Source organism: Alcaligenes phenolicus (genome assembly GCF_032063905.1).
GTDB classification, from domain to species: domain Bacteria; phylum Pseudomonadota; class Gammaproteobacteria; order Burkholderiales; family Burkholderiaceae_B; genus Alcaligenes; species Alcaligenes phenolicus.
Genome location: NZ_DAMBOE010000009.1, coordinates 133,077 through 151,485, shown reverse-complemented (window position 1 = coordinate 151,485; position 18,409 = coordinate 133,077). Strand labels below are relative to the sequence as shown.

Annotated in this window: 16 protein-coding genes and 2 tRNA genes; 4 read left to right on the top strand and 14 right to left on the bottom strand. The window is 56.2% G+C overall.

Annotated features, from left to right (window positions below; genetic code table 11):
- Positions 1–302 precede the first annotated feature (302 nt).
- Both rluB and scpB read right to left on the bottom strand, forming a co-directional pair.
- Positions 303–2,117: a 23S rRNA pseudouridine(2605) synthase RluB gene (rluB, locus tag U2949_RS16970; protein ID WP_321288993.1), complete on the bottom strand. Its 1,815-nt coding sequence runs from the start codon at positions 2,115–2,117 to the stop codon at positions 303–305.
- Between the two features lie 2 nt (positions 2,118–2,119).
- Entirely contained in the window at positions 2,120–3,139 is a 1,020-nt protein-coding gene (scpB, locus tag U2949_RS16965; protein WP_321288992.1) for an SMC-Scp complex subunit ScpB, read from the bottom strand.
- A 72-nt stretch (positions 3,140–3,211) separates the two neighbouring features.
- On the opposite strand from scpB, the gene U2949_RS16960 reads away from it, so the two are divergent.
- A tRNA-Met gene (locus tag U2949_RS16960) sits at positions 3,212–3,288 on the top strand.
- An 831-nt stretch (positions 3,289–4,119) separates the two neighbouring features.
- Positions 4,120–4,196, top strand: a tRNA-Met gene (locus U2949_RS16955).
- 215 nt (positions 4,197–4,411) lie between these two features.
- On the opposite strand, the gene U2949_RS16950 is transcribed toward U2949_RS16955, so the two are convergent.
- Positions 4,412–5,383 (bottom strand): hypothetical protein, encoded by a 972-nt coding sequence (locus U2949_RS16950; RefSeq protein ID WP_321288981.1) that lies wholly within the window; start codon positions 5,381–5,383, stop codon positions 4,412–4,414.
- A 140-nt stretch (positions 5,384–5,523) separates the two neighbouring features.
- Here U2949_RS16950 and U2949_RS16945 point away from each other — a divergent pair, with 140 nt between their 5' ends.
- Complete coding sequence (locus U2949_RS16945) at positions 5,524–6,666, top strand: GNAT family N-acetyltransferase (protein ID WP_257723429.1); 1,143 nt, start codon at positions 5,524–5,526, stop codon at positions 6,664–6,666.
- A gap of 3 nt (positions 6,667–6,669) precedes the next feature.
- On the opposite strand, the gene phaR is transcribed toward U2949_RS16945, so the two are convergent.
- The 5 genes from phaR to U2949_RS16920 form a co-directional block, all read right to left on the bottom strand.
- Positions 6,670–7,212 carry a polyhydroxyalkanoate synthesis repressor PhaR gene (gene phaR / locus U2949_RS16940; RefSeq protein WP_009457627.1) on the bottom strand — a complete coding sequence of 181 codons (543 nt, stop codon included), beginning with the start codon at positions 7,210–7,212 and terminating at the stop codon, positions 6,670–6,672.
- Positions 7,213–7,271: 59 nt separating this feature from the next.
- Positions 7,272–8,009: an acetoacetyl-CoA reductase gene (gene phbB / locus U2949_RS16935; protein ID WP_009457629.1), complete on the bottom strand. Its 738-nt coding sequence runs from the start codon at positions 8,007–8,009 to the stop codon at positions 7,272–7,274.
- A gap of 124 nt (positions 8,010–8,133) precedes the next feature.
- Positions 8,134–9,765 carry a PHA/PHB synthase family protein gene (locus U2949_RS16930; protein ID WP_026484312.1) on the bottom strand — a complete coding sequence of 544 codons (1,632 nt, stop codon included), beginning with the start codon at positions 9,763–9,765 and terminating at the stop codon, positions 8,134–8,136.
- Between the two features lie 142 nt (positions 9,766–9,907).
- On the bottom strand, positions 9,908–10,675 hold the full coding sequence (gene pgeF / locus U2949_RS16925; protein WP_321288979.1) for a peptidoglycan editing factor PgeF: 768 nt from the start codon (positions 10,673–10,675) through the stop codon (positions 9,908–9,910).
- A complete protein-coding gene (locus tag U2949_RS16920) occupies positions 10,657–11,622 on the bottom strand; it encodes an RluA family pseudouridine synthase (protein ID WP_026484310.1) in 966 nt (321 codons plus the stop codon). The genes pgeF and U2949_RS16920 overlap by 19 nt, the downstream gene beginning before the upstream one ends.
- A 95-nt stretch (positions 11,623–11,717) precedes the next feature.
- On the opposite strand from U2949_RS16920, the gene U2949_RS16915 reads away from it, so the two are divergent.
- Positions 11,718–12,515 carry an outer membrane protein assembly factor BamD gene (locus U2949_RS16915; protein ID WP_026484309.1) on the top strand — a complete coding sequence of 266 codons (798 nt, stop codon included), beginning with the start codon at positions 11,718–11,720 and terminating at the stop codon, positions 12,513–12,515.
- 252 nt (positions 12,516–12,767) lie between these two features.
- On the opposite strand, the gene U2949_RS16910 is transcribed toward U2949_RS16915, so the two are convergent.
- The 6 genes from U2949_RS16910 to U2949_RS16885 are packed head-to-tail and all read right to left on the bottom strand — an operon-like array spanning position 12,768 to position 18,053.
- The gene (locus U2949_RS16910; protein ID WP_051316344.1) at positions 12,768–13,448 is read right to left on the bottom strand and encodes a TetR/AcrR family transcriptional regulator; all 681 of its coding nucleotides are present in this window, start codon (positions 13,446–13,448) and stop codon (positions 12,768–12,770) included.
- A 51-nt stretch (positions 13,449–13,499) separates the two neighbouring features.
- Complete coding sequence (locus U2949_RS16905) at positions 13,500–14,795, bottom strand: TRAP transporter large permease (protein ID WP_321288974.1); 1,296 nt, start codon at positions 14,793–14,795, stop codon at positions 13,500–13,502.
- 2 nt (positions 14,796–14,797) lie between these two features.
- Complete coding sequence (locus U2949_RS16900) at positions 14,798–15,298, bottom strand: TRAP transporter small permease (protein ID WP_321288972.1); 501 nt, start codon at positions 15,296–15,298, stop codon at positions 14,798–14,800.
- Positions 15,299–15,324: 26 nt separating this feature from the next.
- Positions 15,325–16,317, bottom strand: a complete 993-nt coding sequence (gene dctP / locus U2949_RS16895; protein WP_257723433.1) for a TRAP transporter substrate-binding protein DctP — start codon at positions 16,315–16,317, stop codon at positions 15,325–15,327.
- A 48-nt stretch (positions 16,318–16,365) separates the two neighbouring features.
- A complete protein-coding gene (locus U2949_RS16890; RefSeq protein ID WP_321288970.1) occupies positions 16,366–17,691 on the bottom strand; it encodes an NAD(P)/FAD-dependent oxidoreductase in 1,326 nt (441 codons plus the stop codon).
- Positions 17,688–18,053, bottom strand: a complete 366-nt coding sequence (locus U2949_RS16885) for an ethanolamine utilization protein EutQ (RefSeq protein WP_257723435.1) — start codon at positions 18,051–18,053, stop codon at positions 17,688–17,690. The genes U2949_RS16890 and U2949_RS16885 overlap by 4 nt, the downstream gene beginning before the upstream one ends.
- Between the last annotated feature and the right edge of the window lie 356 nt (positions 18,054–18,409).

The window sequence follows — 18,409 nt, the reverse complement described above, 5'->3', positions numbered from 1 at the left end:
GTACGCCAGCCCATGGTCACCATGCACGCTTGAGAATCAAGCGGGCCCTGGTCTTGCGCATTGCCAACGTCAAATCGGGATAGTTGCAGGCGCAACCGAACCGGATGATCCACGCGGTCTTTGCCTTGAAAGACCGCCCTATTCGCTGGCGCGCAGCATCAAAAAAGACCCAGCCGACACAAACGTCTCTGAGCCAAGTTCTATATTCTACCAGAAAACCGGAAAATACGTGCATTCACACGGCCTTACAGGCCCAAACCGCAGGGTCCGGGCCACAAACTCAAAGTCCGTGCGACTTGGCTTTACCGGCGCCCGCGTCCCAAGTGGGATTCATGAGCTGCCGAGCTGGCTGGCTGCCAGTCGTCATCACGACGGCTGACACGGCGCACCACCGTTGTTTTCTTCACAGGCGCCCTGGGCGTTTGCCCGGCACCGGCACGATCGGAGGCGCCGCGACGGGCCGACGGCGCACGTCCTTCCTGTGCCCCGCGAGCGTGACCACCACGGGCCTGCTCACCACGCGCCTGATCGCCACGTGCTGGACGGCGGCCATTGTGCACGCGCGCACCTTCCTGCGAACGCCCCTCGCGACTGCGACCTTCATGCGCACGACCTTCCGAAGAACGCCCTTCCGCCGAACGACCGCGCTGCTGACCACGAGCACCCTGACCGCCACGTGGAGCACCACGCCCTTGACCGCCGTGTTCACGGCGACCTCCATCGGGATGACCATTGGCCAGACCACCGCTAATGAACAAGGCACCGCTGACGGATTCGTTTACACGCACATTATTTGAGGAGCGACCGCGACCTGCCACACGACCACCACGCCCCATGCGAGCACCACTCAGACCGTTGTGCTCCAGCGTACCAAAACCGGGAGGCAAAGCGCTGTCGTGGGACAGAGGTTGACGTTCGCGACGCTGGTGGGTGCCTTCGTCATCCGATTCTTTCACCAGCCCCAGGCGCAGCATGAATGCCATCACCACGTCAGCATCCAATTCTTCCCAACGGCCACGACGCAGATTTTTAGGCAGACCCACATCCCCAAAACGGGTGCGAATCAGACGGCTGACCGTCACACCCATCGCTTCAAACATGCGGCGCACCTCACGGTTACGGCCTTCATGAATAGTGACGCGATACCAACGGTTGCTGCCTTCGCCACCCAAAAATTCGATCATGCCGAACTTGGCCACACCGTCTTCCAACTGAACGCCATCGCGCATGGATTGCATTTGCTCTTCGCTCAGCTCACCCAGAACACGTACTGCGTATTCACGCTCGGCACCGTAGCGTGGATGCATCATGCGGTTGGCAATATCACCCGATGTCGTGAAGATCAGCAAACCCTCGGTATTCAAATCCAGCCGACCGACCGACAACCACTTGCCAACTTTCAGGGAAGGCAGGCGACCAAACACGGTGGCACGGCCTTCGGGATCGTCGTGCGTGACAATTTCGCCAGCCGGCTTGTGATACAGAATCACGCGCGGAGGACGCTTGGTGTTGGCACGATTGATCAGTTGACCATTGATACGCACCTTGTCATCGGCGCTGACACGCTGACCGATATGGGCAGGTTCGCCATTGACGGAGACACGGCCCGCAACGATCAGTTCTTCCATATCGCGGCGCGAACCGATACCGGCTTCGGCCAGCACCTTGTGCAATTTAGGCTGCACCAAGTCGCTGCCCATGTACTTACCCAGGCGCTGCGACAAACGACTTTGCTTGTCCAGATGGCTGAATGCGATGTCATCATCACCATCCAGAATCACAACCGGAGCGTCGTCAGCAGGGTTGGAGTAACGAGCGGCCTGGGTGTTGCCTGGCCGCTTGTTGGCGCCACCGCGTGTATCTGGACGACGACCAGCAGCCGCAGGTTTGCGTCGATTGTTTTGTGGGCGAGCTGGGCGGGCCTTGGCCTCACCAGGAGCGGCCGCCTGGACCTCTTCATTCTGGCGGGGAGCCGACTCTTGCGTGGCATCGCCACGACGGCGGCGAAACGGCGTGCGCAGCTTGCGCCCCTGGCCCTTCGCGCGGGGATTCTTGGGGTCGGCCGCGCCAGAGGCGTCCGACATGGAGGCTGTGTTCGTCTCGTGCGAATCAGTCATTTTTAATCATTTACTCCAGAGTTTTTTATTTCGTCCGGTACCTGTATATCCGATAGGCCAGCCGCAGCCTGGGCCTCATCCACGGGGTCCGGTGTCGTATTCACTTCAGCTTGTTCGGTTTGTGGCAGCTCCGCTTCTGAAACTGCCTCAAGCAAATCGTCCTGACTGCCTGGCTCGGAATCCGGTTCGGACTCCAGCTCAAGCTGAGCAACAGAGGCCTGTAGCGGCTCCATGCTCACTTCCAAAGCAGCGTCTTGCTCTGCTTCTAGTTCTATTTCTTGCCCTGCTTCGGAACCAGTTTGCTGCCCTGCCACAGATGCAGACTCTTGCTCTGCACCCTGCTCTGCCGCTTGCTCCTGGCTCTGATCCTGATGATCCCCGCCCTGCTGTTGATCTTGCTGTTGATCCTGTTGCTGATCCCGCTCTTGATCCGATTCTTTGTTCTGCTCCTGATCAGCCGACGCGGCTGCTTGCCCGTTTGGCAAGGAAGCCAAGGCATCCAGGGAGTCCAGAGTTTCAACCGAAGGCAACTCATCCAAAGAGCGCAGACCCAGATCATTCAGAAACTGACGGGTCGTTCCCAGCAATGCCGGGCGTCCGGGCGCATCACGATAGCCCAGCACTTCAATCCAGCCCCGATCCTCCAGGGTACGCACAATTTGAGTCGATACGCTCACACCACGTATGTCCTCAATATCCCCACGGGTAACAGGTTGCCGCCAAGCAATAATCGCCAAGGTTTCCAGCACGGCCCGCGAATACTTGGGCGCGCGCTCCAGACTAAGACGGGACAAAAACACTTGCATGGCCGGGCGACTTTGAAAGCGCCAACCCGAGGCAACCTGAACCAATTCCAGGCCACGCTCTTTCCAATCCAGTTGCAAGATAGCCAGATAACGGCGCAGATCATCCGCGCTCAGCGGCGGGGAGACAAACATTTTGCGCAACTCGGCGCTGTTCATGGGCTGCTGCGCACACAGCAAAGCCGTCTCCAGGACTCGGATTATTTCACTTTCAGTCACTGCTGGGAAGCCTCACTTTCTGGCGATACTTGCATAAAGCAAAAATTCCATGTTAGTATTTATCTTTTCCGGCGCGGGGTGGAGCAGCATGGTAGCTCGTCGGGCTCATAACCCGAAGGTCGTAGGTTCAAATCCTGCCCCCGCAACCATCACCCGGAACTGCTTAGCAGAATCAAACAAGCCAGCCAATTTGTGCTGGCTTTTTTGTTGCCCGCTGTTTTGATCTTCAGTCTTGCGCGCGGCGCAGCCCACAGCCAGAACACGCAGGCCAGCCATCAGCACTGTGGCAACACCCCCAGCCCGAGCAAAGGCCACCATAGCAGCCACAGCACGCATCCGAATCGCCGTCGTCGCCATCATCGAACCGTCTTGCATCGGGCCGGACGCGCACGCAAGCCCACCGCCCTGGCTCAAACCAGAAACAGCCGCTTTAAAAGCAATTAAAAATGTTGTGTAAGCACACATGCTGATGATGAGTATGTCCGCAAGCCCTATCGGACTGGATTTGAATTGGCGCTCCTGATTGGCGGAACGCGAAAACAGCACAACAACGTTTGGGGCAATAACTGATCGGGGCGACAGGTCTACATTGTCAAATGCCAACATCAAGGCACCAACAGACCACCGCAGGGCTTATCGATTGCCTAAACCTGAAGCAAAGCCAGAAACAGAGAAATTCGTTTTGCCGGGACATCCCGCCTAGTAGGGGAGCCGACTGCTATCAAAGCCAGATGCCAGCTATCAAGAACTGGTCGCTATACAGGAAGCCGCTTGCGCGTTTGAACTTTTTGAAATGCCAGTCCGGCTGAACCTGTAAGCACAGTTCGTATTACACCATTGCGACCAGCAAGACGCAAGAAAATTGAGGATCGTTTTATCCAGCCTTTATGCCCCTTCCAGCGGCAATCGCCAAATATTAATGAAATAAACACGCCACACTATGTACATAATCAAAAACTATGTTATAGTTACTTTTCTGACGCGGGGTGGAGCAGCATGGTAGCTCGTCGGGCTCATAACCCGAAGGTCGTAGGTTCAAATCCTGCCCCCGCAACCAAATTTAAAAAACCGCCGCTTATGCGGCGGTTTTTTTTCGTCCTGCTTCAGGCGCTCAGCTCATGAAGCCTTTCTGCTCACGGCATACCAAACAACATGGCCAGGATACTCCTGGTACTCCAAGCCATGTCCGTGCATTGAACAGCACCTGCACTATCAATCGCGATAGGCAGAAAATCACCGCAGCCCTCAAAAGCCAAGCGTGCGTGGCGCCGATTAATACGAGACGTCGTCGCCGGCCTTACGAGGACCAAACAAACGCAAGGCGTGGCGCAGACGGTCACGCAGCCAGACATAGACAGAAGGGATTTCTTGCCCTGTATTGAATCTGGCTTGCACCTTCATGCCAGACATCAATTTACGAACCTGATCCACAGACAAGCCAGACTCCAGACGTGCCGCTGGCCAAGGGGGATCCATTGTCATATTCAACGACAAGCGCCCTTGAGGCGCGGGGAGCTGAGCAATAAATGCCAGCAAGGCATCACGGCTGTCCCGATCCGCCACCGAGTCAGGCATCAACTGCACGGAAGTGCGCGCTGCCAACAAGGCCTTTTCAATGCCGGGGCGCGGGTCTTCGTACATGCTCATGTTCATCACCAATGCGGGCATGACCATGGACTGGATCAAGTTTTGATTATCCAGGTACAGATTCAGACTTTTAAGCTCCGCCTGCTCAAGATCATCCGCGCCCAAAGCACGTCCTGCTGCCGACTTAATCCCGAATTGCGCCTGAGCACGAACCTCACGCAGGTACTGACTACGCAGCCGAATCTGCTCCAAATGCAGTTGTGCCAAGGCCGAGTCCCACTTGTACTTGAAAGTGAAATCCATAGGCTTGGCTTGCAGGCGCATAACGTAGTCCTGCCCAGGCAAACGTCCTGTCAGAACATAGATCCCGCCCACTTGTAGATCCATGGAGTCTGGAATAACTTGCCGCTCGGACAACGATGCCAAGCCTTCATCACGCAAGACCAGCTCATCAAAGGCCAGCAGCATTGACGAGAAGCCGGCCGACCATTGTCCGTTCTGAACCAGGCAAGCACCATCCTGATCCTGCATCTGCAGCTCGTCGCCGGTTTGCGGCTGTAACGCGACATAATTACGCAAATACTCACAAGCTGGACCCGCTTGAGCCGAACCTGCCAGCACCATCCACGTACCCAGCGCCAACGCAATTTTCTTCATGAATTCCTCGTATTGGGCAAGCACAGGCGACAATGCCCAACAAGCCTTCCCTTTGCATGAAACGCTGGCTAGTATACAAAGCCGTCACGGGCAATACCCTACCCTTGTTTCAAAATAGGCGCACCGAAGTCCCCCTTGCCATGGCCAGCACTGAACCCATCCAATTTTCACTTTGCACACAACTGAGTCAGCTCGACGCGGCACACTGGGACGCGCTCTCTGGCCATCACCTGTTGCTCAGTCATGCTTTTCTGAGGTCATTGGACGAAGCTGGCTGCGCCATTCCACAGACAGGCTGGTCGCCACATTACCTCCTGATGCATCGTGGCCAGACGCTGTGTGGTGCCGTGCCCCTGTATCTGAAGCACCATTCGCGCGGCGAGTATGTGTTTGATCAGGGCTGGGCTCAGGCTTATCAACGCCACGGGCTGGACTATTACCCCAAGCTCCTGTGTGCCATCCCGTTTACACCCGTCAGCGGCCCTCGCCTGCTGGCTCACACCCTGGAGGATCGCGTACTGCTGGCCAGGCAACTGATCCAGCTGACGCAAAGTAATCAGCTGTCCTCTGTGCATGTCCTGTTCCCGAATCCGGAGGACAGGCAAGCTCTGGAGCAGGCGGGCTTCATGATTCGCCACGATGTGCAGTTTCACTGGCAGAACCAGAACTACGCCAGCTACGAGGACTTCCTGGCTTCCCTGACCCAGCAAAAACGCAAAAAAATGCGGCAGGACAGTCGCAAGGTTTACGAGCAGGGGCTGTCCTTTGAGCACAAACAGGGTCAGGAGATTAGCGAGCAGAACCTGGACTACTTTTACCAGTGCTATGCCAATACCTATCAGGAGCGCGGACAACGCCCCTATCTGAATCGGGATTTCTTTGCGCGCCTGCACGAACATCTACCCGACTCTCTGGTACTGATTCTGGCGCAACAAGATGGGCAAGATGTAGCCTGCGCCCTGTCGCTGCGGAACGGGCACACTCTTTATGGACGTTATTGGGGCTGTACTCGATACGTGCCAGGCCTGCATTTCGAGACCTGCTACAACCAGGCAATTCAGTTCTGCATTGCGCAGCAACTGCGTTTCTTTGAAGGCGGTGCACAAGGAGAACACAAACTCTCGCGAGGTTTGCTGCCCACTCCCACCAGCTCGGCGCACTGGATTGCTGACCCCCGCTTTGCCCACGCAATTGAAGAGTTCCTGCATGAAGAAGCGGGCCATGTGGCCCGCTATCAGGAAGCACTAAGCAGCCATACCCCGTTTAAAACGCTGGCAAGCTAAAAATCAGTCTTTCTTGTCTTTGCCTGGTGGCGCAAAGGGAAAGACCGAGAACATTTGCCGGGTCTGATCCTGCATCTGGTCCTGCATTTGCACAAACAGATTCTTGCTCTGATCGATATAGCTGTTCATGACGGTTTGCATCACAGGCGCCTGTATGCTCATGAACTGCGCCCAGGCTTCGGGGCCGAACTGACCGCCGTAGACGCCCTTGGACTGCTCGGTCATGCGCTCCTGGATTTCCATGAAGGCCTGAATGTTCTTTTCCAGATACGAGCCCATCACCCCCTGCATGGCATTGCCATAAAAGCGGATGATCTGCATCAGCACCGGAGTGGAGAACATGGGGATACCCCCGCTTTCTTCCTCAAGAATGATCTGCAACAGAATACTGCGCGTCAGGTCCTCGCCGCTTTTGGCATCGACGACCGCGAACTCCTCTCCTGACAGGACCAGTTGCTTGACATCAACCATGGTGATGTAAGCGCTGGCCTGCGTGTCGTACAAGCGACGATTGGGGTATTTCTTGATGAGTCGAGGGGATCCCATGCTGGTGCTTACTTCCTAATCAATAAATCAAAAACACGCGCTATGCACTGCAACAAGCCTTAGCTCATGTGCAAGCCACCGTTCAAGGAGAAATCCGCACCCGTGGCAAAGCCGGAATCACCCGAGGCCAGCCAGGCCACCATGGAACCAATTTCATCCGGTGTACCCAAACGGCCCACTGGAATGGTCGCCACGATTTTCTCCAGAACATCGGGGCGAATCGCACGCACCATGTCCGTACCAATATAACCGGGGGAAATAGTATTGACCGTCACCCCCTTATTGGCAACCTCCTGGGCCAGGGCCATGGTAAAGCCGTGAATCCCGGCTTTGGCCGTGGAGTAGTTGGTCTGGCCAAACTGTCCTTTCTGCCCGTTCACCGAACTGATGTTGATGATGCGGCCCCATTGGCGCTCTACCATGCCATCAATGACTTGTTTGGTCACGTTGAACAAGCTGTTCAGGTTGGTGTCGATCACCGCACGCCAGTCTTCCTGGCTCATTTTACGGAAGGTGCCGTCGCGTGTGATCCCGGCATTATTGACCAGCACGTCCACACGACCAAAATCGGCAAAGACCTTTTTAAAGGTTTCAACGGTCGAGTCCCAGTCTGCTACGTTGCCCACCGAAGCATGAAATGTGTAGCCCAGCTCGGCCTGCTCGCCCAACCATTTCTGAAAATCGCGGTTGGGGCCGCAGCCTGCAATAACGGTAAAACCGTCTTTAGCCAGACGCTGACAAATGACTGTCCCTATCCCTCCCATACCACCAGTTACGTAAGCTACTTTGCTGCTCATATACTTCTCCTGAAAGGGGTGACAAAGCTCGATCCCTGGGCCGGCCCGGGCAATGAAAAAGCCTGGCGTCGGGATAATGGAAGCAGGCAGACCGCCCTGCTCCCGAAACCTGAAAAATTGAAAATTAACTGGCGCGCACTTTCACATAACTGCCGGGCGCATCCTCCAGCACGGGATAACGCGCATGGCCCAGACGACGTTTGGCGCGACGCCGCGAACCCGACAAGGGTACAAGCCACGCAATCCAATCGGACCACCAGCTACCAGGTACGGACTGAGCCCGCTCCATATACTGCTGGGCATCCAGCGTGGCGACTGGCTCGCCATCTTGCAGCACCCAGTAATTACGGCGCTGCTTGGCAGGCGGATTGATCACGCCTGCGATATGGCCCGAAGCTCCCAGCACAAAACGATGCTGAGCCGCAGGCAGTGCCTGCAAGGACGCATAGGCCGACTGCCAGGGCACGATATGGTCTTCTTTCGAGCCATACAGATACACAGGCAAATCCAGTTGGCTCAGATCCGCGCGGTGCGCCCCCACAGGGACACCACCTTTTTGAACTAGACGATTTTCCAGATAGGTATTGCGCAAATACCAGGTAAAGAAAGGACCGGGCAAATGAGTGCCGTCGGAGTTCCAGTACAGCAAGTCAAAAGCAGGTGGTTTTTTACCCTGCAAGTAGTTGCTGTTCACATAGTTCCAAACCAGCTCGGCGGGGCGCAGGAAAGAAAAGGTACTGGCCAGCTCGCGGGCATTGAGCAATCCGCCCTGCCCCAACTGCCACTCCCGAAACGCAACCTGTGCTTCGTCGATAAAGACACTCAGCATGCCCACGTCAGTGAAGTCCAGCATGGTGGTCAGCAAGGTCATGGAAGCGGCCGGGTCCTGACCTTTATCGCGTGCCAGTGCCAAAGCGCTGGCCAGCAAGGTGCCACCGATGCAAAAACCCAGTGTATTGATTTTTTCCTGTCCCGACAGCTCCTGGCTGACGCGAACCGCCTCCAACACGCCCTGCTCCAGATAATCCTGCCAACTAAATGCATGGATATGGGCCGCGTCATTCGGCTGGGGATTGCGCCAGGACATCAGGTATACCGTCAGCCCCTGATCCAGGGCGTGGCGTACAAAGGAATTCTCCGGCTGCAGGTCCAGAATGTAGAACTTGTTAATGCAAGGCGGCACGATCAGCAAAGGCACGGCATGCACCATGCTGGTGGTAGGCGCGTATTGAATCAGTTGAAAAATATCGTTCTGGAATACCACGGCACCGGGGGTGGTACCCACGTTTTGCCCCAGTTGAAACTGGCTTTCATCCGTTTGTGTCAGACGGCCTTTTTGCCAGTCTTCCATAAAATTGGACATCCCTTCCAGCACGGACTGGCCGCCCGTATCCATCATGGTTTGCAGGGCCTGGGGGTTAAGCATCAAATAGTTGCTGGGCGACATGGCCTCGGCCCACTGCATCATGGAAAAGCTCAGGCGCTCACGCTGCGCGGCTTCCAGCTCCATCGAGTCCAGCATCTCGTTCATGGCCTGAACGCTAAGCTGCCAGATATGGGCATTGAACAAGGCGGTGGGATTGCTCTGCCAGGCAGCATCCGCAAACCGGCGATCCTGGGGAGGTGGCAAGGCACCGCGCTGGGCCTGGTCCCACAGATCCTGCCACTGCTGCATGTAACGAGCCTGAAGTTCGGCACAGCGGGTAGCATCCATCGGTTTGCCAAAACCTTGAAAAGCTCTGTTGTTGCTCGACATCTGCCACCTGTAAACGAATTGCAAATACGCTTAGAGCATGACGTTCGTAACAAAAGCAGTCAATTGGGGTAATTAATTAGGCTGGCACGCCAATAGACGGAATTAAAGATTCCATATCGTATTTAATACGATCAAAAAACCGTTAAAGCAGGTTCAAGCGAGCAATGGTGGCCTGTCGGCCGGTCAAGGGCGAGCGGCGGTAGGAATAAAACAATTCATTCTCTTGAAACGTACACAAGCCGCTCAAGTGCACGGTCATTTTTCCAGGGCTTAATTTTTCCAAACGGTGGCGGGCAATACCGGGCAAATCCGCCTGCCATTTTCCAGAACGCTTTCCCTGAATAAAAAAGGCGACCAATTCCGGCTCATCCTGAACATAGGCATCAAAGACCTCCTGCCCGACTTCGAAGTGCTCCTGACTGATTGCCGGACCAATCCAGGCTTGCCAGGAGTGCGCCTGGGGACAACGGGCAGTCATCGCCTGCCAGGTACGTTCCAGGACTCCGGCTTGCAGACCACGCCAACCGGCATGGGCCACACCCAATACCTGAGATTGTTCGTCCCAGATCACCACCGGCAGGCAATCGGCGGTCAGAATGGCCAGGGTACGATCCCGGCGTGTAGTGATGGCAGCATCAAACTGTCTGGGCACGGCAGGCAAAACATCTTGATCCGCATCCAGCACGTCTGTGCCGTGTACCTGTGCCAGCCAGACTGGCTCCGAACCCAGGAAGTCCGCCAGCCGCTGGCGGTTAACCTGCACCCGCTCCGGATCGTCGCCGGTATTCAGGCCCAGATTCAGGCTGTCACGCTCGTCCTGGCTGACGCCCCCTGCCCGAGTCGTACAGAAATAAAGCAGCCCCGCTTGTTCGGGGCCGCTAACACCAGGAATCAGCTTTGAGTGTGCCATTCAATCGCCTCTGCAACAGACTGATAGTCAGACGGTGGCTCCGCCGAGAAGCGACGGCGCTCGCCCGTATCGGGATCATCAAACTCCAGCACATGGGCATGCAGCATTTGGCGCTGCGCCCCCGCGACAACGCGGCCACCATATAAGGTATCGGCCAGCAAAGGATGCTTGATTGAGCTCAGGTGGACACGAATCTGGTGGGTACGCCCTGTCTCCAGTCGGCAAGCCACCTCGGTCACCGCTTCCTCGCCTGCATAACCCTGACGCAACATTTGATAATGCGTTACAGCATGCTTGGGAGCGACGGACGGCCCAGTACTCATGCGCACTGGCACGCGCAAATCGCGTCCAATCGGCTCATCCACCGAGCCCTGACCCGGCAAGACGCCGTGGACCAACGCCAGATACTGGCGTCCCATGCTACGCTCTTGCAGTTGTCGGACAAAGTGAGTTTGTGCGACTTCCGTGCGGGCCACGACCAGCAAGCCGGAAGTGTCTTTGTCCAGCCGGTGTACAACACCGGCACGGGGTACCTGACGCAAATTGGGGAAGCGAAACAGCAAACCATTGAGCAAGGTGCCACGCCAGTTACCCGCGCCAGGATGCGTGACCAGACCCACTGGCTTGTTAACCACCAGCCAGGAGTCGCTTTGAGCCACAATCTCGAAGTCCACGTCATCGGGTTCGAAGGCCATGTCTTCTGGGGCCTGCTGCTCCCAGACCAGCACGGTATCACCGGGGTAAACCGTATGCTTGACCTTGACGGCCTGGCCGTTGACGAGAACATGCCCACTCTCGACCCAGGACTGTAGACGGCTGCGCGAATGCTGTGGCAGTAAACGCGCTAAAGTCTTGTCCAGACGGTCGGGAGACGCAGTGATGGGAAGGATAAAACGCAGTGCGTCGGAAGAAACAACACTATCTTTTTCAGTATCTGTGTCAGGCATGGCGACAAATCATATAATTGAGCAGCAATGCTAACACCAAGGACGCTTTTGTGACTCGCCTGAACCTGAACTTGCCACGCATTCGTGGTACCAAGCTGGCCCAAGTAGCCGCATTAATGCTGGCTGCCACTTTGCTTGCTGGCTGCGGCACTACCAAAAAAGAAGTTGACCCCACCTCGGGTTGGACCGCCGAGCGCCTGTATAAAGACGCCCGTGAAGAAATGTCCGCCGGCAACTGGAAAGACGCGCGTACCCGCCTGGAAGCCGTCGAGTCCCGCTACCCCTTTGGCACTTACGCACAGCAATCGCTGATCGACCAAGCCTATATCAACTGGAAAGACGAAGAGCCTGCCAAAGCCCTGGCCGCTATCGACCGCTTCCAGAAGCAGTACCCCAGCCACCCCGGTACCGACTACATGCTGTACCTGAAAGGGCTGATCTCCTTTACGCCTCCTAGCGCTGCCCTGTCCAACATTACCCAACAGGACCCCAGCGAGCGTGACCCCAAAGGTCTGCGTGAATCCTACGAAGCCTTTAACGATCTGCTGCAACGCTACCCCAATAGCCGTTACGCACCGGATGCCGCCAAGCGCTTGACCTGGCTGGTCAGCACCATCGCCCAGAACGAAGTACACGTAGCCGAGTACTACTACAAGCGTGGCGCTTACGTGGCTGCCGTGAACCGTGCGCAAACCGTGATTACGGACTTCAAGGGCGTGCCTATTGCTGAACGCGCGCTGTACTTGATGTACCTGTCCTACGACAAGATGGGTCAAACCGAGCTGCGTGACACTACCAAACGCGTGATGGATCAGAACTTCCCGGACTCCACCTACTTCAAAGACGGTCTGGATGCCAAGGTTAACTACTGGAACCCGATTAACTGGTTCTAAGCCATGAGGCAAAGCAGCACGAAACACGGACTGCCTTTGTAAAGCGACAATAAAACGTCTCACAGAACGCAGTCAAAAAAGGCCGAATCCTGCATGGGATTCGGCCTTTTTAGTTTTCCGGCTTCAAGCTGATATTCCTTACCAGTCTGCTCTGCCCTGCTCATCAAAACAGGAACGGCAAGTCAGGTAGCTCCTTAGCCTGCGGCCGTCTAAACACGCTCCGTCCCCACAGGCTCCAGAGCATCAGGCATATCACCCCACCTTCTTGGCATTGTCCTTTTGCACGCTATACATACGCTCTGCAAAAGCCTTGGCCTTGGCTGGGTCCAGGGGCTGACCACCCAGGATCTTCATGGTGTCATCCAGATACACCATCCGGTCTTCCAGTTCTTCCTGCAAACCAATCAAGTAATAGCCAATCTGACAAAAATACGTCGTCCGGGCTCGGGTCTGGGCTTCAATCTCTTCCACACCCATGCGCTGAAAGAAATTGGCCAAGGCATTCATGCAGGCTTTATCCGCCCGCGCTACCGCCTGACGCACACGCTCGGAGCGCCTTGCCCAATCCCGCATGGCCATATCCAGGCCCGGCTCAAAACGGGACACGTCCAGCCAGGTAGAGAACAGGGACAACATGCCATCTTGCAGATTGTCCACATTCTCCAGCGCCAGCATGGTGGAGCGCATGTTCTTTTGTTCCCAGAAACCGACCAGACCATCCAGCAGATCGTCCCTGTCCTTGAAATGCCAATAAAAACTGCCTCGCGTGACGGCCATCACTTGCGCCAGGCGAGTGATGCGCACCGCCTCCACGCCTTCCTGCATAAACAGGCGAATGGCCGCCTCCAGCCAATCCGCCCGCGTCAAATGCACATTGGGCTCGGTCAGCGCGCCGGCCTGGGCCACACGTTCAATCAATTCCTTATCGCTCATATCGCCTGCTTGTAGAGTCGCTTTAGTCGCCAAAGTATACCGGCGCTCCTCTTATAACAGGCCCAGCATTCGTGGAAACGCCAAGGAAACAGCGGGCACGAAAGTGGTGATCAATTGAATCGGAATAGCCACAAACACGATCATGGCGATGGCCGGACCAAAGGAACGATGTACCGTCACCTTGCTGATACGGCAGGACATGTACAGCACAGGCGCCATCGGCGGGCTGTTGGAACCCACAATCACCGCACACGCCACAATCGCGGCGAACTGTATCGGATTGACATCGGCCACGCCCACCAAAGGCAGCAGCAAGGGAGCCACCACCACGGTCAAGGACACATCGTCAATAATCATGCCCACCAGGATCAGGAACACATTGACCATCAAGAGAATGCCGATGGGGCTGTCCACCAGACCCGTCACAAAGGCGGTCAGGTCCTGTGGCACGCCTTGCGCAACCAAAATACGGCCGATCAGAAAGGAGAACAGCAAGATCAGGATAACGGTGCCCGTAGTCTCTGCCGTACGTACGAAGCTGTCGCGCAGCTTGCGCAGGGTCAGTTCACGATACACAAAACAGCCAATACCAATCACCAGCACAACCGCCACCGCTGCCGCCTCTGTAGGCGTGAATACGCCCCCGTAAATGCCACCCAGAATCAAGGTAGGAATACACAAGGCGGGCACGGCATAAAGCAAAGTCTTGAGGGAAGAACGACGGGATTTTTCATCAACAGCTTGTGGTGGCAGTTCCTTGAACCAGCGTCCAGCCACCACATAGTTGAACAGCGTCAACCCAACCATCAACAGAATCCCTGGCCCGATCGTGGCGGCAAAACACGCCACTACCGACTGCTGTGTCACCACCGCGAACAGAATCATGGTGATGGACGGCGGAATCAGAATCCCCAGCAAAGAGGAAATCCCCAGCAAGGCGGCCGAGTACTGACGCGGATAACCACGCTGCTCCATGGGGTCGACCAGAATGGTGCCAATGGACGCCACCGCCGCCGAGGCCGTACCCGAAATCGCCCCGAACACCCCCGAAGCCAGCACCATGCTGGCCCCCATGCCACCACGACGATTCTTGACCAGCATTTCGGCGAAACCCACCAAACGGTGCGCAATCCCGCCTGCCTGCATCAAGTAACCCGCCATGATGAACAAAGGCAAAGCCAGCAGAACCAGTGAGTTCAAGGAACGAAAACCTTGCAGCATCAAGGTGTTCAAGTTGACGTCATACACCAGCGTCAACATCAGCAGCGTGCCCGCAAAGGACCAGGCCACCGGCACCCCGACACCCAGCAGGAACAGGAGCAAGAGAACAGAAAATCCAGCATGCATAATCAATGGCCCCCATGGCGCAAGGCCATTAAAGACTGATAAACATCGCGCAAGGCATACATCAGGCTACCGGCGGCGTTCAGACCAATAGCGGCTTGCGGCACCCAGACAGGAATTCCAAGTTCGGCCATCGTGGTCGAGAACCGGGAACCCCACATGAACATGCGCAAGGTCCAATAGGCAAAAGCCACCACAATGATCAGCACCAGTACCGACACGATGAAACGATGGATAGCGCGCGCCCGTGGGGTCTTCAAACGATGCGACAGGTAATCCACCACCAGATGCTGACGGGACTGGCTGGCAATCAAGGCCCCCGTCATATACAGCCAGATCGCCGCCACCATCACAATGGTGTGCACGCCGGCTGCCGGCCAGTTCAGGTAATAACGTGCTGCCACCACATAGGCCAAACCTGCCGCCACCACGATACTGGACACAATGGCCAGCCATTCCAGCGCGATCAGGGTTGGCCCGCGCTTGATCGGAATATCCTCACTCACCGTCGTACTCCCTTGTTCCAAGGTGTTCACTTGAGAGCCGAAGCGTTTTTCTCGATATGGGCCATGATGCTGTCGCCCACTTCAGCGTGCATGGACGGCCAGACCTTGGAGCGGACATGCGTACCCAAGGCAGCCAACTGCTCCTTGTCGAGCTCAAGGTAGTTTTTACCCAGCGCCTTCCACTTCTCCACAATGGCTGCGTCCGCGACCTGGGCCTTGGAAAACTGATCTTGCATGATGGTGATGGCCGAGGTCTGAATCACTTTCTGCTGCTCGGGCGTCAAGGCTTCCCAGGCTTCCAGGTTCATGGACAGCACGCCGGTAATGAACTGCTGCTTGCTGCGCACGTAGTAATCCAGCGTGTCGCGGAAATACTCGTAGTCGTAGTAAATGACGTTGGCTGCGTCGCCATCCACCACGCCGGTCTGAATCGAGGTAAACACTTCGCCCCAGTCAATGGCCGCTGTCTGATAACCCATGGCTTGCACCGATTGCTGCATCATGGGGATCGGGGGGACACGTACCTTGATGTTCCTGGCGTCTTCTACCGTCACGGCATGTTTACCTTTGGTGGCGACGCCATTGAATCCTTCAGGCCAGGCACCGAAAAACTTCAAGCCGTTCTCTTGGTAGATACCGTCCAGCGTTTCATTCAACCAGCCACCGGGCTGGTACGCGGCCAAGGCTTCTTCCCAGGTGGTGAACATATAGGGTGTGTAGATCACCGCAATGCGCTTGTCGTAGGAAGTCATGGGCCAGTTCAACATCAACTGCACATCACCGGCTACATGCTGGTCGAACACCTCTTCCTGACCACCCAACTGGTTTTGATAAAAAACGCGTGGCGACACTGCACCTTGCGTACCCTCTTTGATCAGCGCAGCCCATTTCTCGATGGCATCACCGCTAGGCGAACCTTGCGCGCCCGAGTCCGTTGCAATGCGCACGGTCTGTGCGGACACGGTGGCCGCGCTCAGACTGAACATCACCGTCAGCAAAGTCTTGCTCAAAAGCTTCATAACTCCTCCTGGGTATTTCTTTTAAATTTATTGTTCAAACTTCGGCTGTCAGGCTTCCGCCCGGTGCCGCCATAACTCCCAGCCCAAACGGGCCCGGACACCCACATCCAGAAACGGACGTGGCGGCAAGGCATCGGGTTGCCCCAAAGCCTGCATCTCGGCAATCAAGGGATTGTCCACACCGCAAGCCAGATCGGCGACCAACATGCCGGAAATCGTGCCCTTGGTCAGACCCACCCCGTTCTGACACACCGCAGAATACACATGCGGTGCCACCTGACCAAAGCCTGGGGAGCCATTACGGGACAGGCAGATAAAGCCGGTCCAGGTGTGCTCCATTTCCACGTTTTTCAGATTCGGGAAACGCTCGTCAAACAGGGTTTTGTGCTCAATGCGCACGCGGCGGCGGCTTTCATCATCACTGCGCAGATTGGGCGCGTAAGTCATGTGCTGGCGGATCAGAATGCGTTGGTCATTGGTGCGACGCATGGTGATGCCCACAAAGGCATTGGCGGGGGTCAATCCCCAACTGGGCAACCCACCCAGCTCACGCTGCTCGCTTTGCGTCAGGCAACGGGTCAGGCTGGCATGAGCCGCCATTGGCATCAGCTTGCCGCTGTAAAAACCGAACTGCTCGGCGAACACATTCACGGCCAGAATCATCTTGCCTGCACGAACCTTGCCTCCGGGGGTTTCCAGCGTGACACCGTCGCCTTGCTGCAGGGACAGCACGGGCGTTTTTTCGTAGACGGTGACGTTGGGGGGCATATTGTCGGCCAGACCGCGTGACAGACCCGCAGGGTTCAGCAAGACGGTGCCGGGGGTGTAAATCCCTGTGCGGAAATGCGTGAACCCCAGCTTGTCGTGCAAGGCTTTGCCGTCCAGCCATTCGTACGGCTCTTGCAAGGAATCCAGAACCTGACGCGTCGGCTTCAGTGTTTTCTCTACGCCCTCTTGCGAGACCGCAGCGTGGAATTTACCGATCGGACTCCAGTCGCATTCAATGCCGTAACGCTCTACCTGTGTTTTCAGATACGCAATCGCCGTACGTGCCAGGCGCAGATGCGAACGCGCGGCATCCAGCTCGCCCATGGAGCTACCCACGTTGTGGGGGCTATCAATGGCAAAGCCAGAGTTTCGACCTTGAGCCCCCTCGCCCACCTGATCCGCTTCCAGTACCACGATGCTGTCACCGGGGAGGTTCTCTGCCAGACGACGGGCGGCGGCCAAACCGGCCAGACCACCACCGACAATCACCCAATCCGCCTGTATGTCTTTAAGCAGGGACGGTTTGGGGGTGCGAGGAGTCAACAGCCGACTCCACCCATTGGTCTTGTCGTTCTCCGGCAGACGCGCGATTTTCCGGATGCTCATGCGGCCGTCCGTGCGCTGGCCCAGTTGCTGGGGTGCAGACAGTAATGAATCAAGGCGGATTCTGTTTCGTAAATCAAGGGCGTGCCAGCGGGCAGCCAGATGCAATCCAGAGGCCCTGCCGTCAACACACCTTGTGGAGTGTGAATGTTGATGCTGCCTTCAATCACCGTGACCACTTCGTCATACAAGACGGTCCATTCAATCCGTGCCTTGCTCAAGCGGGCATAACCGGCACTTAAAGGCGTACCGTCCTGCTCTCCCACGGTCTGGGCCAGTTGCGCCATCTCGGGTTTTTCCTGTCGAGGCTGGAAGGCCAACTCATCAAAACGCATTACCCGCGGCAAAGTCTTTTCTGTCGTCATTAGGATCACCAAACACAAGTGGATTTAGAACATACATATCTGTATGTTGTAATGGTAATGAGCCAGGTTTAGGGAGTCAATCTGTTGGAGGATGGGGATTACCCTGCGTTCGGCAGCCAAGTGCTTTATATTTAAACAATTTAACCCGCCTCATGAACGCCCTTCGAAATGACGTTTTTCATGGAACGGCGGACCGTTTTCTGACGGGCCTCGTGCTGAAGATCCTGGTTAAAATTGCCCTGATGCAAGATCAGCAGAATAGATTGTTGACCTCTGAACAAGTGTGGACATGCACCACACTTTTCCTCACCCCCCGTTTCCCCGCATCCGGACGTGCCCCCTTCTTAAAGCAGACA

Coding starts and splice junctions, on each gene's coding strand:
- rluB (WP_321288993.1), bottom strand. CDS start 2,117: ATGACTGATTCGCACGAGACGAACACAGCCTCCATGTCGGACGCCTCT.
- U2949_RS16950 (WP_321288981.1), bottom strand. CDS start 5,383: ATGAAGAAAATTGCGTTGGCGCTGGGTACGTGGATGGTGCTGGCAGGT.
- U2949_RS16945 (WP_257723429.1), top strand. CDS start 5,524: ATGGCCAGCACTGAACCCATCCAATTTTCACTTTGCACACAACTGAGT.
- phaR (WP_009457627.1), bottom strand. CDS start 7,212: ATGGGATCCCCTCGACTCATCAAGAAATACCCCAATCGTCGCTTGTAC.
- phbB (WP_009457629.1), bottom strand. CDS start 8,009: ATGAGCAGCAAAGTAGCTTACGTAACTGGTGGTATGGGAGGGATAGGG.
- U2949_RS16930 (WP_026484312.1), bottom strand. CDS start 9,765: ATGTCGAGCAACAACAGAGCTTTTCAAGGTTTTGGCAAACCGATGGAT.
- pgeF (WP_321288979.1), bottom strand. CDS start 10,675: ATGGCACACTCAAAGCTGATTCCTGGTGTTAGCGGCCCCGAACAAGCG.
- U2949_RS16920 (WP_026484310.1), bottom strand. CDS start 11,622: ATGCCTGACACAGATACTGAAAAAGATAGTGTTGTTTCTTCCGACGCA.
- U2949_RS16910 (WP_051316344.1), bottom strand. CDS start 13,448: ATGAGCGATAAGGAATTGATTGAACGTGTGGCCCAGGCCGGCGCGCTG.
- U2949_RS16905 (WP_321288974.1), bottom strand. CDS start 14,795: ATGCATGCTGGATTTTCTGTTCTCTTGCTCCTGTTCCTGCTGGGTGTC.
- dctP (WP_257723433.1), bottom strand. CDS start 16,317: ATGAAGCTTTTGAGCAAGACTTTGCTGACGGTGATGTTCAGTCTGAGC.
- U2949_RS16890 (WP_321288970.1), bottom strand. CDS start 17,691: ATGAGCATCCGGAAAATCGCGCGTCTGCCGGAGAACGACAAGACCAAT.
- U2949_RS16885 (WP_257723435.1), bottom strand. CDS start 18,053: ATGACGACAGAAAAGACTTTGCCGCGGGTAATGCGTTTTGATGAGTTG.